The sequence below is a fragment of the Mycobacterium haemophilum DSM 44634 genome, assembly GCF_000340435.2.
GTDB lineage: Bacteria > Actinomycetota > Actinomycetes > Mycobacteriales > Mycobacteriaceae > Mycobacterium > Mycobacterium haemophilum.
In genome coordinates this window covers 1,256,935-1,272,844 of sequence record NZ_CP011883.2, presented here as the reverse complement: position 1 = coordinate 1,272,844, position 15,910 = coordinate 1,256,935, and the positions used below count along the sequence as shown (strand labels likewise).

Genomic DNA, 15,910 nt, shown 5'->3' with positions numbered 1-15,910 from the left:
CGGGCGCAGCGGGGTCATCACCATCGAACCAGCCTGCGTTGCGGGGTAAGCCGCAGGTGTGCGCCATGTTTGGGGACGGTGGTGATGTTGCGCACCATGGGAGTTTCGCCCTTGGGGGGCCCCGCCGCAGTGATGGTGAACTGCCGGAAGACCTCTCGCAGGATGACCACGCCCTCGGTGAGGGCGAATCCGAATCCGAGGCAGCGGCGCACGCCTCCACCGAACGGGAGCCAAGTGTTGGGTGCCACGCTGCCGTCCAGGAACCGGCCGGGGTGAAACTTTGTAGGGTCGGGATGCGATGCCGCGTTGGCATGGGCCAATAGGATCGACGTGTTGACTACCGTCCCCGCCGGCAATCTCCATCCGCCAATTTCCGTTGGAGCGGTGACTTTTCTTGCGGTAGAAGCGATTACTGTGTGGCAGCGCATCCCTTCTTTCAGCACCGCCTCCAGGAAGCCGTCGTCATCGGCGAGGGCTGCGGAGACGACCTGATCTTGGATATCGGGAGCGTGAGCAAGTTCCCAAAGCGTCCAAGACAGGGCCGCGGCAGTGGTCTCATGGCCAGCTAGCAGCAGGGTGATGAGTTGATCGCGGAGTTCGATATCGGTCAAGGGCGCTGTCGACGGGTCTTTGGTTTGCAGAAGTCGAGACAACACGTCGGTGCGCAGATCGAGGTCGGAAACTGCACGGCGGGAAGCGATTTCACGGTAAATGATGGCGTCGATCTTGCGCTGGCCGTCGAAGAAGCGCTTCCACGGGTTCACGCGTTTGAGCCACGGGTACCGAAGCCCCGCGAAGATCGCAGGCTGGATGTTGATGATGCCCTGCAGGCGATTGGTCAACTCTTCCTTGACGTTTGGGTCGGTGACGCCGAAAACGACCCGCAGAATTACGTCAAGGGTAAGCGCGTTCATACAGTCAAGGCTGTTGATGCCGGCACCGACAGGCCATCGCGCGATGTGCTCACGAGTTACCGAGGCGATCATGTCGCGGTAGCCCTGCAATGCGGCCCGGGTGAATGCCGGCGTCAGTAGCGATCGCATCCGCGCATGCTCGGCTTCGTCGGTCGTCAGCACCGAGTGCTCACCCATCACCAGACCCAGGATCTGGTTGCCTTCACCCCCGTGCAGCAACTTCGGGTCGGCCGCGAAGATCTCTTTGATGTGTTCCGGACGGGTATAGACCACGAGGTTGTCGGCATACGGCGGCACCCGCAGCGAGAACACGTCTCCGTACCTGCGGTGCATCGCCGGCAGGAACCATTCCCGAAACTTCAGGTACAGCACGCTTTGCACATAGCGGGGCAGCCGTGGCCCCGGTGGCAACGTCGCAGTCACCGTGCCGCCTCGTCGAACTCCGGGGGTTCGACCCCCGGCCATGCCAGATCGTGGTCGATGCAGGCCCGACGCAGCGCGCGAATGAACTCATGGGCGTCGCCGGACACACCCGCAAAGTCGTTGGGGCCCATGACGATCTGGTAGCCATTGCTCGTCTGCGCCACAACCGCGGGAGTCAGGTCACCGGTCAACCTTTCCACCTCGGCGGAACGCTCATTACGGCACACCAGATCGAACGGCGCACCCAGAGCGCAAGTGACATCTTTCCACTCCGGGTTGGTCCACACTCCCCGGTGGGTGACATCGCACAATGCACAGGACGTCGTCCCGCGCAGCTTGCCCAACACGTAGGCCAGCCCCCCTCGCACGCCACCGTCGGCGTTGAACACTCCGATGAAACGGACAACCTCGCTTGCCATGCTCGCTCTCCACTGATAAACAAATGTTTGATGTAAACGAGTGTTTATCACGATAGGATGCAGGCGTGCAACAGCCACGCACCAACCGCGACAAGCTGCTGGACGGCGCTCTCGCTTGCCTACGGGAACGCGGTTATGGCAATACCAGCTCCCGCGACATCGCTCGTGCTGCAGGGGTAAACGTCGCGTCGATCAATTACCACTTCGGCAGCAAGGACGCGCTGCTCGACGATGCACTGGGCCGTTGCTTTGCCACCTGGAACGAGCGGGTTCAGCAGGCGTTCGATCAGTCCGCGGCGACCAACCCCTATGGACAAATCCGGGCCGTTCTTGAAGCCACTGTCGATTCGTTCGAGGAGATCCGCCCCGCTATCTACGCATGCATCGAGTCCCACGCGCCCGCGCTACGTTCGCCGACCCTGCGTCAGCGCCTCGCCGCCGGATACGCCGACGTCCGACAACGGACGGTCGATCTGGCTCGCGCCGCTCTTGGCGAAGACGTGGAACTACCCGATACCTTGCCAACCGTCGTCTCAGTACTGATGGCCATCATCGACGGCCTCATGATCCAGTGGATCGCTGACCCGTCCGCTATCCCTCGATCCTCCGAGGTTCTTCAAGCGCTCGCCGACATCGGCGAGATCGTGACAGGCGTCTCGTCGCAGTCGCCGTGAACCACACCGTCGACGGATGGTCCAGAAGTAGAAGTTGTGCACGCCGAGGACCTTGCCGAGGCAGAGTTCGGGGAGCCTGGCCCGCGAGACTTGCAGACACCATAACGCGTCTCTATTATTCCATTGATCTATGGAATAAAGTGGGCAGATCGTCTCGCTCATGAGCAAAACAGTTCTCGTCCTCGGTGCCGGTGTCGGCGGTCTCACCACGGCCGACACGCTGCGTCAGCTGCTGCCGCCCGAGGATCGGATCATCTTGGTGGACAAGGGCTTCGACGGGACGCTGGGCTTGTCGCTGCTGTGGGTGCTGCGGGGCTGGCGCCGGCCCGACGAAGTCCGCGTCCGGGCCACTTCAGCGTCGCTGCCCGGCGTCGAGCTGATCACTGCGACCGTCGACCGCATCGACATCTCGGGCCAGGCGGTGCATACCGATCATGGCGTCATCGGCTACGACGCGTTGGTGATCGCCTTGGGTGCGTCGCTGAACGCTGCGGCGGTTCCGGGTTTGACCGACGCGCTCGACGCCGGCGTCGCGGGCCAGTTTTACACACTCGACGGTGCTGCACAGCTGCATGCAAAGGTCGAGGCGCTCCAACGCGGCCGGATCGCGGTGCTCATCACAGGGGCGCCGTTTAAATGCCCCGCCGCACCGTTCGAGGCGGCGTTCGTTATGGCCGCCCAGCTCGGCGACCGCTTCGCAGATGGAACCGTACGAATCGACACTTTTACCCCCGACCCGTTGCCGATGCCCGTGGCGGGGCCCGAGGTCGGCGAGGCACTGGTTGCGATGCTCAAGGATCGGGGCATCGGATTCCATCCTCGCAAGACCATCTCCCGTGTTGATTCCGCCGAAACGACGCTGCGCTTTGACGATGGCACCTCCGAACCGTTCGATCTGCTCGCGGTGGTTCCGCCGCATGTGCCGTCGGCGGCGGCGCGGTCGACCGGCCTAGGCGGGGTCGGGTGGATTCCGGTGGACCCGCACACCCTGTCCACTACGGTCGACAATGTGTGGGCTATCGGTGACGCGGCCGTGCTGCCCCTGGCGAATGGCAAACCGCTGCCCAAGGCGGCGGTGTTCGCCGAGGCCCAGGCCCGAGTTGTCGCCCACGGCGTCGCTCGTCATCTCGGCTACGACGCGCCCGAGCGGTTGTTCACTGGAGAAGGCGCCTGCTACGTCGAGACCGGTGATGGCCAGGCCGCCAAGGGCGCAGGCAACTTTCTGAGCAGCCCGGCACCGTCGGTGACGTTGTATCCGCCGTCGCGGGAGTTCCACGAGGAGAAGGTTGCGCAGGAACGAGCCTGGCTGGATCGCTGGAACACCTGACGAGCGGAGCACGTGATCGACGACCAAGGCAGTTATCCGCTGATTGCACCAAAGGACTTCGACGCCTCCTACGCAATGTTGGTTGTCAGCATTACGCCCGCAAGACGCATTAGCGGCGGCGAGACACCACCGTACTTCGTCCTCATCTAGCTCCGGTGCTCGCGTAGAATCTTCTAAATACCTTCTGCTACAACGGCATTCGGATAACTGCGGGGAGCTCCTGGACCACCGATGCGCCTTAGCGGGAAACCGCGCTGGCCTCAAAGAAGCACACGAGACGCGGGATCGCATGTGTCGAAATGGAAACCGCGGCGCTGTACGCCTATGCCTACGCGGCAGATCGAGGGACGGCATCGCGACTTTGACAAGAGGTATGCGGAGATGATTTATGTCGAGCGCGAGCCGAGACTCGGAAAGGGATGGTGGAAGTGAAGACCTATCAGGCAATCGCTAGTCGGGGCGACCGATACTGGGTTGTCCACATCCTAGGGCTGGGTAATAACCCTGATGTCGGCCTTCCTACCCAGGCGCGCACACTGGCTGAAGTTGAGCCTATGGTGCGCGACCTGATCGCGTTATGGCTAGAAGTCCCTGAAGATTCGTTCAGTATTAATGTCCAGGTCCACCTCCCAGAATCGGTGCAAAAGCACCTACAGCACGCCAATGAATTGCGTACCGCGGCTGATGCGGCTCGGTCTGAGGCGGCCGCCAAGTACCGCGCGGCGCCTCACTTCGGCTTCCTGCTCGAGGAGTTTGATGCGCTTGTGCGCTTCGCGCAGCTGCGCAGCTACGTCGGCAGTGGCGGCCGGTGACCCAGGCCGGTCGACACCGTCTTGACGGTTGGCGATCTTAAGCCAGCGGTGCAGGCAGGCTTCCGAAATTCCGAAGTCCTTCGCAATCTGGCGCAACGGCGCCTCGCCTTTGCGGGCCACGGCGATGACGTCTGCACGGAACTCGGCAGGAAACGGATTCGGCACGAGATTGATCCTTCCAGCAAGGACGAATCCTCACAGGTCAGGAGTCAACCAACCGGGGGCAGTCAACCTCCTTGCCGACCGTTCATCCAGTGGTACTCCACGGGTATGACACTTTTTTTGTGTCGGCAAAGAGGTCTCAAATATGAAGTTATCTGGGTACTACTGGTGGAGCTGCCGGGAATTGAACCCGGGTCCTACGGCATTCCCTCAAGGCTTCTCCGTGCGCAGTTCGCTATGCCTCTACTCGGATCTCCTGATCACGCGAACTAGCCAGGATGACGATCCCAGTCGCTGTGGGTGTCCCGATGAGTCCCGCGACCGAACTCATCGGTGGATCCCTCTAGCTGATGCCAGGCTCCGGGGCGAGGGCATTCCCGGTCTGACAGACTAGCCGTCGCTTAGGCAGCGAGAGCGTAGTCGCGCTGATGTGAATCGGCGCTTATATGGTTGCAACGACGCTTACGGTGGTCTCTTGCCTGCACCGGCACGCTTCCCTTGATTCGATGCGCGAAGTCGAAACCGTTCAGCCCCTTGTCTTGTGTTGTCGCGCTCTAGTCTTTTTGCACCCACCGACTTTCGGCAGGACAATTCATGGTACTCCTCTATTAACCAGCGGCAACGGGATTATCTTCCCGACACCCCAGGGCCACGCTGCCCTCAGATCACGAAGTTCAGTCGCTCAACGATCCGGGTGGCGACGTCCTTGTCACCACTGAGTTCGACGTCCTGCGGGCGCGCCGGACACATTGGGCGTCCGCCGGCCAGCCTGGTGAACTGCAGGCCGTCCAGCCGGATGGTTGCCGTCGGCTGCAGCCCGCCGAAGTCGTCGACCAGTTGAGCTCGACCATCGACGCTGACCCGGATGCGACGGGCCAACGGACCAGTCAGGTCGAACTCAACGCGGGCACCGTCGGGTGCCTGGGCGAGTTTGCCAACGACAAACCCCATGGTGGCCGCGATCTCATCGAGGGACAGTTGCGACGCGGGCCCAGCGAGCTCGCCGTCGGAGGACGGGCGCGCCAACGCCTCGCGGATGTCTTGCTCGTGCATCCAGCAGTCGAAGATCCGTATCCGCATGAACCGGCCGTAACTATCCGTACCTGCCGGCGTCGGGGTCGGTGCGTTCCACTCGTCATCGGACATGCCCGACAGCGCCGTGCGGCGAGCTTGGGTCACCGCGCGGTAGCGCGCCAAGACACTGGTACCCGATTCGCCGCTGAGCTGGCGCACCCAGCATTCGTTCATCGCTCCGATGTCATTGCGCACATGCTGAAGCGACGTGACGTCGATGTCCGGTTGGGGTGGGGCGATGCCCTGCAGAAAGGACTCGGTGCCAATGATGTGCGCTACGACGGCCTGCACGTTCCACCCGGGCAGCGGCGTCGGCGCGTGCCAACCGTCCTGGGGCAGCCCGGCTAGCAGCGCGTCGAGGCAGTCCCACACAGCGAACAGACCGGCCAGCACGTCGGGTTTGTCGAGTTGGGTGAGGGAACGGGCGACCATAGGTCGGATATTAGGCCGGTCTGGATCAGGTCATGCCCTTGGCACGGCGACCGAGTTCGCGGACCACTTCGCGCTGGGCGTCGCGGCGCGCCATGTCCTGGCGCTTGTCGTGCAGTTTCTTGCCGCGCGCCAGCGCGAGCTCGACCTTGACCTTGCCGTCGGAGAAGTACAGCGACAACGGCACGAGCGCAAGGTTGCCGTCGCGGATCTTGCCGACCAGGGTGTCGATCTGGCGGCGGTGCAGCAGCAGCTTGCGGTTGCGGCGGGGATCATGATTGGTCCAGCTACCGTGCTGATACTCCGGAATGTGCATGTTTCGCAACCACACTTCACCGTCGTCGACGGTCGCGAACGCATCGACCAGTGACGCATGCCCCTCCCGCAGGCTTTTCACCTCCGTGCCCAGCAGCGCCACTCCAGCCTCAAACAGCTCGACGATTGCGTAATCGTGTCGGGCCTTGCGATTGGTGGCCACAATCTGCTTGCTGGCACGCTTGCCGCCGTGCGGGTTGCCGGCCACAGTTACCGCCGCACGTAGACGCGTAACGTTGCGTAACCGGTCGACGCGGCCAACGCCACGCCGAGCAGCAACAGCCACGGGGAGATGTACAAGACGTCGGCATAGTCGACCCGGGCGATCAGATTGGCTTGATAGAACTGGTTCAGCGCATTGTTCAAAAACATTGCTCGCACCACGAGCAGGCCGACGATCGCGATGACGGCGCCGACGGTCGCCGCCGCCATCGCCTCCAACAAGAAGGGCAGCTGGGTATACCAGCGGCTGGCGCCGACCAGTCGCATGATGCCGATCTCGGTGCGCCGGGTATAGGCCGCGACTTGAACCATGTTGGCAATGAGCAGGACCGCCCCGATGGCCTGCACTAGAGCGATGGCGAACGCGACGTCGCTCAAACCGTCCAACACGGCGAACAGTCGGTCAATCAGTTCCTTCTGATTGAGCACGGAAAGCACCCCGGGCTGGCCTTGCATCGCGGAGTCAAATTCCTTGTGCTGCTCGGGGTTAGCCAGCTTGACGATGAACGACGCGGGGAAGGAATCCTTGCCCGCAACATCCTTGTACTGCGGGAATTTTCGGATGGCGTCGTCGTAGGCGTCCTGACGATTAAGGAACCGCACGGATTTGACGTCATCTCGGGCTTCGATCTTTCCCCGCAGCGCCTTGCACGGGTTGGTGCTGCAGGTCGGATCGTTGGCGGAGACGTCGTCGGTGAGAAAGACCTGTGTCTCGACTCGATCGAGGTAGATGCTTCGGGAGTTGTCGGCCAACCGGACCACCAGCAGCCCGCCGCCAAACAAGCCGATTGAGATCGCGGTCGTCAGGATCATCGCGATCGTCATGGTGACATTGCGACGGAGGCCGGTCACGACCTCGTTGAGCAGGAAGCCGAAGCGCACTTAGCGATCCATCCCGTAGATGCCACGCTGTTCGTCCCGAACCAGCCTGCCCAACGACAGCTCCACGACCCGCTGCCGCATCGAGTCGACGATGTGGTGGTCGTGGGTTGCCATCAGCACCGTCGTCCCGGTGCGGTTGATCCGCTCCAACAAATCCATGATGTCCTTACTGGTGTCTGGGTCGAGGTTGCCGGTGGGCTCATCGGCCAGCAGTACCAGCGGCCGGTTGACAAATGCGCGGGCGATCGCAACCCGCTGCTGCTCGCCGCCGGACAGCTCGTCCGGGAGCCGGTTAGCTTTGCCGGACAGGCCGACCGTCTCGAGCACGTCGGGCACCACCCGGTTGATCGCATCCGAACGTCTGCCGATGACTTCCAGAGCAAAGGCGACGTTCTCGTACACCGTCTTTTGCTGCAGCAACCGAAAGTCCTGGAAAACGCAGCCGATCACCTGCCGAAGCCGCGGTATGTGGCGACCGGGCAGTTTGTTGACGTGAAACTTCGAGACCCGCACGTCACCGGTGGTCGGCATTTCAGCACCCAGCAGCAGCCGCATGAAGGTGGATTTGCCGGAACCTGACGGACCGATCAAGAAGACGAATTCACCCTTGTCAATTTTGACGTTGACGTTGTCCAACGCCGGACGCGCCGACGATTTGTACTGCTTACTGACATGGTCCAGGGTGATCATCACGGCTCGCAAGTGTAGCGGTGAATTTCGCTGGACCGCGACGATCAGCGAGCGGGCACCGACGAAGTGGGTGTCAAGACGGGTCCCGCCTGGGGTTGCTGCACGGGTGACGTGGTGGTGACGGTCGACGTGACGGTCACGGTGGAGGGCGGCTGGTCCACCCTGCTGCGCTGCACCCACGTGTAGTTCGGGTCGGGCACGAAGCCCGGCGGCACCACCTGGTTGGCCGGCTCGCCACCAGAGGTTTCCGGTGTGCGATAGGTGCTATAGACCCACCACACTGCCAGGAACGCCACGATCAACGCCAGCGTCGAGACGCGGATCCGGCCACCCTTCTCGAAGACGTTGAGTGTGAGCTTCACCGCGTCTGGTCCTCGGCCGCGTTGGCCGCCGGCACGGCGGGACCGTCGACAAGGCCGACTGTGGTGTCGGCCGCGGTCACGATGCCGGCGCGGGCGAGTGCCCGAATCACGACCACACGCAACTGGCGGCCAGCCTCGAACTGCTTACCGGGCAATGTGCGAGCCACAACCCGCAGCGTGACGGTGTCGACTGCGATATTTTCTACCCCCATCATCGTGGGGGCATCTAACAGCAACTCCGCCAGCATCGGGTCATCGCGGGCATGCTCACACTCCTGGTGCAAGACCACGTTGACCCGGTTGAGATCGGCGCTGGTCGCCACCGGGATGTCCACCACAGCCCGCGCCCAGTCCTTGGATAGGTTGACCGATTTGACGATCTGACCGTTGGGGACCGTGAACACCTCGCCATCGGAGGAGCGCAGCCTAGTTACCCGCAAGGTCACGTTCTCGACGGTGCCGCGGGCCTCGTCGGCGGCCCCGCTGACAGTCAACGCGACCAGATCCCCGAAGCCATACTGCTTCTCGACGATGATAAAGAAGCCGGCAAGCAGATCCTTGACCAACTGCTGAGCACCGAAACCCAACGCCGCACCCAACACCGCAGCCGGCGCGACCAGCCCACCCATCGAAAAGCGCAGCACGTCGCTGATCTGAAGGATGACCCAGATCGCGATGATGACGATCGACACCCACTGGATCACCGATGCGACGGCCTGGCGGTGTTTGGTTGCTTCCGAACGCACCAAGGCGTCGCTTTCGACGAAGTCGACGTCGAGCTGGCGAGTCACTTGTTGCGCCACCCAGGTGACGAAGCGGACCGCCAGCACCGCGGCGATCAGCAGCATGACGATCCGCAGGCCCTTGTCGATGATCCAGGCACCGATCTCGCCGCGCCAGAAGTCGTGCCAGCGCTGCGTTAGCGAAACAGCGAGAACTGTCGTGTTAGCTGTCATCACGTCTGTTGCGCCAACGGATCCCGGCTTCCAAGAACCCATCGATGTCACCGTCGAGCACGGCCGTTGGGTTGCCCACCTCGTACTCGTTTCGCAGATCCTTGACCATCTGATAGGGGTGCAGTACATAGGAGCGCATCTGATTGCCCCACGAGCTGCCGCCCTCGCCCTTTAATGCGTCTAGCTCAGCGCGTTCTTCTAAACGCTTGCGCTCCAACAACTTTGCTTGCAGCACTCGCATGGCCGAAACCTTGTTCTGCAGCTGCGATTTCTCGTTCTGGCAGGTGACGACAATTCCCGTCGGGATGTGAGTTAACCGCACCGCGGAGTCGGTGGTGTTCACCGACTGGCCGCCGGGCCCGCTGGACCGGTAGACATCGACGCGCACATCGCCTTCGGGTATGTCGATGTGATCGGTGGTCTCCACCACCGGCAACACTTCGACTTCGGCAAACGAGGTCTGCCGCCGACTCTGGTTGTCGAACGGGCTGATCCGGACCAGCCGGTGGGTGCCCTGCTCGCTCGCCAACGTGCCGTAGGCGAACGGCGCGTGCACGACGAACGTGGCGCTTTTGATGCCGGCTTCTTCGGCATAGGAAGTGTCGAACACCTCGACGTTGTATTTGTGCTGCTCTGCCCATCGGATATACATCCGCATCAGCATTTCGGCCCAGTCTGCGGCATCCACCCCGCCAGCACCGGAACGGATGGTGATCAGCGCCTCGCGCTCGTCGTATTCGCCCGACAGCAGCGTGCGCACCTCGGTGGCTTCGATATCGGCACGCAGCGCCTTGAGTTCGGCGTCAGCCTCGGCGAAGGCTTCCATGCTGCTGGCGGCGCCCGCCTCCTTTTCCTCAGCCGCGAGCTCGTAGAGCACCGGCAGGTCATCTAGACGTTGCCGTAGCTCCTCGATCCGGCGCAGCTCTCCCTGAGCGTGGGATAACTCGCTGGTCACACGTTGCGCGCGAGCCTGGTCATCCCACAGCTTCGGGTCGGATGCCTCATGTTCGAGCTTCTCGATGCGGGTGCGCAAACCCGCCACGTCGAGCACCCGCTCCACCGTGGTCAGGGTGCCGTCAAGGGCAGCGATGTCGGCTTGGCGGTCAGGTTCCACAGCCGCCCACGTTACCGGCGCCCTCAGGTGGCGACCAGCAGTGCTCTGGGGATCCCCCAGTAGCAGCCATTAGCATCAAAGTGATCGTCATGTGAGCGCCACCACAGCGACGTGACCGTTCATTACGTCCCACCGCCTCCAGCGTCACAGGGGCCGGGCACGAACAGAAGGCTCGAGTATTGCGTCCACACCCGTATCACATCGCCATAGTTGGCTCGGGGCCGTCAGGATTTTTCGCCGCGGCATCCATGCTGAAGGCCGCCGACGCCTCCTTCGACACCCCCGACGCGATCGACGTTGCCGTCGACATGCTGGAGATGCTGCCGACGCCGTGGGGACTGGTCCGCTCTGGTGTCGCACCCGATCACCCCAAGATCAAATCGATCAGCAAGCAGTTCGAGAAGACCGCTGAGGACCCGCGGTTCCGCTTCTTCGGCAACGTGACTGTAGGCGAACACATTCAGCCTGCCGAACTCGCCGAACGCTACGACGCCGTGATCTACGCCGTCGGGGCGCAGTCCGACCGCGCTTTGAACATTCCCGGTGAGGACCTGCCGGGCAGTGTCGCCGCCGTCGATTTCGTGGGCTGGTACAACGCACACCCAAACTTCCACGAGATGTCACCCGACCTTTCTGGTGCGCGGGCCGTCGTTATCGGCAACGGCAACGTCGCGCTCGACGTTGCACGCATCCTGATCACCGATCCCGACGTGCTGGCACGCACCGATATCGCCGATCACGCACTGGAGTCACTGCGCCCGCGTGGGATCGAGGAGGTGGTGATCGTCGGCCGCCGCGGGCCGCTACAGACAGCGTTCACCACACTGGAGCTGCGTGAGCTAGCAGACCTCGACGGGGTCGACGTAATCGTCGACCCCGCCCAGCTGGACGGCATCAGTGACGAGGACGCGGCCGCGGTAGGCAAGACGACCAAGCAGAACATCAAGGTGCTACGCGACTACGCTGCGTGCCCGCCCAGACCCGGCCATCGTCGGATTGTGTTCCGATTCCTAACGTCCCCGATTGAAATCAAAGGCGAGGGCAAGGTGGAGCGGATCGTTCTCGGCCAAAACGATCTCGTCACCGACGACAGCGGGCGGGTGGCAGCCAAAGACACCGGTGCTCGCGAGGAGCTGCCGGTTCAGTTGATCGTGCGGTCGATCGGTTATCGCGGTGTCCCTACGCCGGGGTTACCGTTCGATGACAGCAGCGGGACCATCCCCAACACCGACGGCCGGGTGGACGGCAGCCGCAACGAGTACGTCGTCGGGTGGATCAAGCGCGGGCCGACCGGGGTGATCGGCACCAACAAAAAGGACTCCCAAGACACCGTCGACACCGTGATGAAGGATCTCGCGGGCGCCAAGGATGCCACGGAGTTCGGCGCAGACCACGCCGACCGGCTGGCCGAGTGGCTGGCCGCACGGCAACCGAAGCTGGTCACGTCGGCGCACTGGCAGGCCATCGACCGCTTTGAGCGAGCGGCCGGGGAGCCGCACGGCCGCCCCCGCGTTAAGCTGCCGAACCTTGCCGAGCTGCTGCGGATCGGGCACGGCTGATCACAAGTCGACCAGCAGCCCGGGGTTGAGGATCCCGGCCGGGTCCAGCGCGGACACGATAATCGCCTCGGACACAGCGGTTTTGATCTCGTCCCATTGCGCGTCCAGGGCGCCCCAGCGCCCGCCGGCGTAGATCCCGTAATACGGGGCCGGGCCGTCGGGGTAGACGTGGGTGAACCGACAGGTCAGCACACCTGCAACGACGAGCGCCAGCTTGCCGAAGCATCGTTTTTCTTTGTGTCGCTTACGGTGTCGCGGCTGCGCCGCGGTCACGGTGCCGCCGTGCTCGGCAGCGATCTCTTGTGACCGATGGAGCCACGCATCGATCGGGTGGTCAGCCGATTCGAAAGCCAGCACTGGTGGTCCGTCTGTGTGTTGATCTGGTTGAGGGTTTCTCGGCCGCGTCGGACTTTGGTGATGATGTCCTTGGTGGCGGCCTTCCAGATGAAGGACGTGGGGTTGGAGTTCCAGTGTTAAGCCCAGGTGGTGATCGCGGCGGTGAGGTCGGCGGGGCTGGTGAACACCCCCGCGGCGCAGGCGCTTGTCGGTGAGTTCTTTGAACCATCGTTCGATCAGATTGAGCCAGGAGCTCGGCGTCGGGGTCGGGTGCAGATGCCAGCGGCGGCGATCCTTGTGGGCCAACCACTTCTTGATTTCCGGAGTAGAGTGCGCCGAGAGGTTGTCCAGCACCACGTGCACCGCCAGACCACGCGGCACGGTGGCGTCGATCTGTTTGAAGAAATGCAAATACGTCGGAGCCGGTGTAGCCCTTGCGCAGGTCGGTGAAACCTCGCCGGCGGCCACATTCATCTGTAGTCGTGGGGCGCGCCCCGGGTTCATCGGCAGCGAGGGCTGGGTGCGGGCCAAGGCCCGGCATTGGTTCTTCTCGTCGAAGCAGAAAACCACCGCCCGTGCCGGTCGATTGAGATAGAGACCAACGACATTGACCAGTTTCTCCTCGAACCGCGGGTCGTTGCTGACCTTGAACGTGTCGACCTTCCAGGACTTAAGGCCGTGGTCGGTCCAGATCTTGGCCACCGAGTTCTTACCGATGCCCACCCGCGCAGCCACAGCAGTCCGCGCGCCTGAATCACCTGCCGGTGCGGTAACGAGGCCGAAGCCTCCACCCCTGAATTTCTACAATTAGACAACCAGATTATTTCGCAGACACACCGCTAGCCCGGCCGCGATGGAGATCGTGTATCGAGCTCTGTACGTGTATCGAGTTCTGCATAAACGCATCCAGGGCATCGAGGGCAGTCACACCGAGTGATCCCGGCTCACGCCTAGCGATAGGAGTGGCAATATGGATCGCATTGCCCAGACGCCATGACTGCCGGAAGGAAACGAGTGGGATGAATTCGCGCTTCTTCATCGATGCGCTGACTAACGCTGCCCGGCCGGTGGTGATGGAGATTAAACGCACCGACGGGGACGGCGTCAACCTTCTCGGTGAGCGCAGTGTCCGACGGCTCGTCGACGAATACACCCACGCCGGTGCGCCCTGCCTGTCGGTAGTAACCGGACGTTGGTTCGGCGGAACCCGAGAGTTGCTACATCAGGTAAGGGCGCTGACCGAATTACCCATACTTCGCAAGGATTTCATCAACCGGCGCGCACAGTTGACCGACAGCCGCACAATCGGTGCATCCGCAGTGTTACTGAACACCCGGTTGCTGCCCACTATTGCGCTGCGCGACCTGGCAGAAGCAAGCCTGTGCTTAGGACTCACGCCCTTCATCGAAGTATCGACCGCGGAACAGGTCGCGACGGTACCCTTTGCTGCAGATTCGGTAATAGCCTTTGCCAACAAAGACATTAGCAATCGGGAACGTGGACCCAGCGATCTAACACGCGGAACCTGTTTATTACCAACAATTTTGGCTACTGGGACTCACTGCTCAGTCAGTGCCAGCGGTATCGAGCATCCGGCTCAGGCAGCCAAACTTCTCGATGCCGGATTCACCGGTCTGCTAATCGCCACCGGACTACTGCAAGCGGCCAGCATCGAAAGCTGGTGCGCCGAAATGGACCGGCTGCGCACCACAGAGCCGTATTAATATTGGTGGCGTCGGTGGAGCAGAAGGCCGAGTTGGAGCGGATGACGGCTCCGCCGATGAGCAACAGCACGCCAGCAGCCACAATGGCCCAGCCAACCCCGGCGAGTCGTTAGCACAGGATGTGCCGCCGAGCGCGCTGGCATCAAGGGTGGCCCGGATCGACGTACCGAGGTGAAAACGGACTGCTCGTAAATCGTTGTGCTGTCAACCATCGACGACACGCGACGTCATCATTGGCTGGCTGGCGGGCCGGGTGGCGCGAACTGCCAGTTGTCCGGATTCTTCGGCGAATACACCACCGGGTGTAACTGCCCCATCGCCGGCCATTGGTCGACGTCGACCACCATGCGCCGATACACGGAGTACTCACTGACGGTGGGTCCGGTGATAACACCGGCGATCGTGACGAACTGCTCACCGCAAGCGTCGGGTCGCGGGCTGACCCCGGTGACCAGCAGCGTGCCGCTGGCCAGGTCACCCCCGCCTGCCGCAAGGTGACGCCCGCGCGGGAGGAACCGCTGGGCCAGGAAGACACCCAAGATCGCCACCAGCAAGAGCAGCACACCGAATTCCCACACTCATTCAGGTTAAGGCCATGGTAGGACTGCTGACATGGACCGCTCCGGCGACGATGTGCGAGCAACCCGACGAGAAAGAGCGGTGCGCATGGCTCAGGACGATCTGATGCTGGCGTTGACGCTGGCTGACCGCGCCGACACGCTGACGCGCGCCCGCTTCGGCGCGCTCGATCTACGCGTGGACACCAAACCGGATCTGACTCCGGTCACCGACGCCGACCGGGCGGTCGAAGCCGACGTGCGTGCGGTGCTCGGGCGCGAGCGACCTAGAGACAGTATCATGGGCGAAGAATATGGTGGCACAACCACTTTCAGCGGACGGCAGTGGATCGTCGACCCGATCGACGGCACCAAGAACTTCGTACGCGGCGTGCCAGTGTGGGCCAGTTTGATCGCATTGCTCGACGACGGGGTCCCCTCGATCGGCGTCGTCAGCGCGCCCGCGCTGCAGCGACGGTGGTGGGCAGCGCGCGGCCGGGGCGCGTTCGCGGCGGTCGACGGGGTCCCGCGCCGGCTAGCGGTGTCGGAGGTGGCCGACCTGAATTCGGCGAGCCTGTCGTTCTCCAGCTTGTCCGGGTGGGCGCAGCGCGGTTTACGCGAACGGTTCCTCGAGTTGACCGACGCCGTGTGGCGGGTGCGCGCCTACGGCGATTTTCTGTCCTATTGCCTGCTCGCTGAGGGAGCCGTCGACATCGCTGCCGAGCCGGAGGTATCGGTGTGGGACCTGGCAGCCCTCGACATTGTGGTGCGCGAGGCGGGTGGGGTTCTGACCAGCCTCGACGGCACCCCCGGCCCGCACGGCGGCAGTGCTGTGGCGACGAACGGTCGCCTGCACCAAGAGGTGCTGAACAGGATCGGCGCCGGTGTGAATTAATTGTCCTGTCCGGCTGAAGTTTGCGAATTCCAGAGCTACTTTGCGAATGATCTTGCGAAGTCCA

15 protein-coding genes, 1 other RNA gene and 4 pseudogenes are annotated in these 15,910 nt (G+C 62.8%); 6 read left to right on the top strand and 14 right to left on the bottom strand.

Annotated features, from left to right (window positions below; all coding sequences use genetic code 11):
• Positions 1–17: 17 nt before the first annotated feature.
• Entirely contained in the window at positions 18–1,379 is a 1,362-nt protein-coding gene (locus B586_RS06115) for a cytochrome P450 (RefSeq protein WP_054880421.1), read from the bottom strand.
• Complete coding sequence (locus B586_RS06110) at positions 1,334–1,756, bottom strand: hypothetical protein (protein ID WP_047313138.1); 423 nt, start codon at positions 1,754–1,756, stop codon at positions 1,334–1,336. Before B586_RS06110 ends, B586_RS06115 begins: the two co-directional genes overlap by 46 nt.
• A gap of 65 nt (positions 1,757–1,821) precedes the next feature.
• Here B586_RS06110 and B586_RS06105 point away from each other — a divergent pair, with 65 nt between their 5' ends.
• From B586_RS06105 to B586_RS20780, 3 genes are all read left to right on the top strand, one after another.
• Positions 1,822–2,430, top strand: a complete 609-nt coding sequence (locus B586_RS06105; protein ID WP_054880422.1) for a TetR/AcrR family transcriptional regulator — start codon at positions 1,822–1,824, stop codon at positions 2,428–2,430.
• A gap of 160 nt (positions 2,431–2,590) precedes the next feature.
• Positions 2,591–3,757, top strand: a complete 1,167-nt coding sequence (locus tag B586_RS06100; protein ID WP_054880423.1) for an NAD(P)/FAD-dependent oxidoreductase — start codon at positions 2,591–2,593, stop codon at positions 3,755–3,757.
• Positions 3,758–3,769: 12 nt separating this feature from the next.
• On the top strand, positions 3,770–3,907 hold the full coding sequence (locus tag B586_RS20780) for a hypothetical protein (protein ID WP_156406722.1): 138 nt from the start codon (positions 3,770–3,772) through the stop codon (positions 3,905–3,907).
• Between the two features lie 563 nt (positions 3,908–4,470).
• On the opposite strand, the pseudogene B586_RS06095 reads toward B586_RS20780, so the two are convergent.
• From B586_RS06095 to prfB, 9 genes and pseudogenes are all read right to left on the bottom strand, one after another.
• Positions 4,471–4,734 (bottom strand): annotated as a pseudogene (locus B586_RS06095) (transposase); the annotation flags it as partial.
• Between the two features lie 163 nt (positions 4,735–4,897).
• Positions 4,898–5,265: a transfer-messenger RNA gene (gene ssrA, locus B586_RS19910) on the bottom strand.
• Between the two features lie 126 nt (positions 5,266–5,391).
• A complete protein-coding gene (locus tag B586_RS06090) occupies positions 5,392–6,237 on the bottom strand; it encodes a maleylpyruvate isomerase family mycothiol-dependent enzyme (protein WP_054880424.1) in 846 nt (281 codons plus the stop codon).
• Between the two features lie 25 nt (positions 6,238–6,262).
• Complete coding sequence (gene smpB / locus B586_RS06085; RefSeq protein WP_054880425.1) at positions 6,263–6,757, bottom strand: SsrA-binding protein SmpB; 495 nt, start codon at positions 6,755–6,757, stop codon at positions 6,263–6,265.
• 2 nt (positions 6,758–6,759) lie between these two features.
• Positions 6,760–7,653: a permease-like cell division protein FtsX gene (ftsX, locus tag B586_RS06080; RefSeq protein WP_047313149.1), complete on the bottom strand. Its 894-nt coding sequence runs from the start codon at positions 7,651–7,653 to the stop codon at positions 6,760–6,762.
• Positions 7,654–8,343: a cell division ATP-binding protein FtsE gene (ftsE, locus tag B586_RS06075; RefSeq protein ID WP_054881039.1), complete on the bottom strand. Its 690-nt coding sequence runs from the start codon at positions 8,341–8,343 to the stop codon at positions 7,654–7,656.
• Positions 8,344–8,396: 53 nt separating this feature from the next.
• Positions 8,397–8,705, bottom strand: a pseudogene (locus B586_RS06070) (hypothetical protein); the annotation flags it as partial.
• Positions 8,702–9,661 carry a mechanosensitive ion channel family protein gene (locus B586_RS06065; RefSeq protein ID WP_047313151.1) on the bottom strand — a complete coding sequence of 320 codons (960 nt, stop codon included), beginning with the start codon at positions 9,659–9,661 and terminating at the stop codon, positions 8,702–8,704. The gene B586_RS06065 and the pseudogene B586_RS06070, both read right to left, overlap by 4 nt.
• Positions 9,651–10,775 carry a peptide chain release factor 2 gene (gene prfB / locus B586_RS06060; protein ID WP_054880426.1) on the bottom strand — a complete coding sequence of 375 codons (1,125 nt, stop codon included), beginning with the start codon at positions 10,773–10,775 and terminating at the stop codon, positions 9,651–9,653. The genes B586_RS06065 and prfB overlap by 11 nt, the downstream gene beginning before the upstream one ends.
• Positions 10,776–10,954: 179 nt before the next feature.
• Between prfB and B586_RS06055 the strand changes: the two genes are divergently transcribed.
• Positions 10,955–12,334 carry an FAD-dependent oxidoreductase gene (locus B586_RS06055; protein WP_054880427.1) on the top strand — a complete coding sequence of 460 codons (1,380 nt, stop codon included), beginning with the start codon at positions 10,955–10,957 and terminating at the stop codon, positions 12,332–12,334.
• On the opposite strand, the pseudogene B586_RS21895 reads toward B586_RS06055, so the two are convergent.
• Positions 12,335–12,691 (bottom strand): annotated as a pseudogene (locus tag B586_RS21895) (FAD-binding oxidoreductase); the annotation flags it as partial. It abuts the gene before it with no gap.
• Between the two features lie 186 nt (positions 12,692–12,877).
• A pseudogene (locus B586_RS21890) lies at positions 12,878–13,393 on the bottom strand (IS630 family transposase); the annotation flags it as partial.
• Between the two features lie 296 nt (positions 13,394–13,689).
• On the opposite strand from B586_RS21890, the gene B586_RS06045 reads away from it, so the two are divergent.
• Entirely contained in the window at positions 13,690–14,394 is a 705-nt protein-coding gene (locus tag B586_RS06045; protein WP_054880429.1) for a beta/alpha barrel domain-containing protein, read from the top strand.
• Positions 14,395–14,624: 230 nt separating this feature from the next.
• Here the strand turns inward: B586_RS06045 and B586_RS06040 are convergent, their stop codons facing one another.
• Positions 14,625–14,972 carry a hypothetical protein gene (locus B586_RS06040; protein WP_054880430.1) on the bottom strand — a complete coding sequence of 116 codons (348 nt, stop codon included), beginning with the start codon at positions 14,970–14,972 and terminating at the stop codon, positions 14,625–14,627.
• 88 nt (positions 14,973–15,060) lie between these two features.
• Between B586_RS06040 and hisN the strand changes: the two genes are divergently transcribed.
• Positions 15,061–15,846: a histidinol-phosphatase gene (hisN, locus tag B586_RS06035; RefSeq protein ID WP_054880431.1), complete on the top strand. Its 786-nt coding sequence runs from the start codon at positions 15,061–15,063 to the stop codon at positions 15,844–15,846.
• The last annotated feature ends 64 nt before the right edge of the window (positions 15,847–15,910 follow it).

Excerpts from the sequence above, each read along its gene's own strand:
- hisN (WP_054880431.1), top strand. The coding sequence starts at position 15,061 with ATGGCTCAGGACGATCTGATGCTGGCGTTGACGCTGGCTGACCGCGCC.
- ftsE (WP_054881039.1), bottom strand. The coding sequence starts at position 8,343 with ATGATCACCCTGGACCATGTCAGTAAGCAGTACAAATCGTCGGCGCGT.
- B586_RS06065 (WP_047313151.1), bottom strand. The coding sequence starts at position 9,661 with ATGACAGCTAACACGACAGTTCTCGCTGTTTCGCTAACGCAGCGCTGG.
- B586_RS06100 (WP_054880423.1), top strand. The coding sequence starts at position 2,591 with ATGAGCAAAACAGTTCTCGTCCTCGGTGCCGGTGTCGGCGGTCTCACC.
- B586_RS06110 (WP_047313138.1), bottom strand. The coding sequence starts at position 1,756 with ATGGCAAGCGAGGTTGTCCGTTTCATCGGAGTGTTCAACGCCGACGGT.
- B586_RS06090 (WP_054880424.1), bottom strand. The coding sequence starts at position 6,237 with ATGGTCGCCCGTTCCCTCACCCAACTCGACAAACCCGACGTGCTGGCC.
- B586_RS06045 (WP_054880429.1), top strand. The coding sequence starts at position 13,690 with ATGAATTCGCGCTTCTTCATCGATGCGCTGACTAACGCTGCCCGGCCG.
- B586_RS06115 (WP_054880421.1), bottom strand. The coding sequence starts at position 1,379 with ATGGCCGGGGGTCGAACCCCCGGAGTTCGACGAGGCGGCACGGTGACT.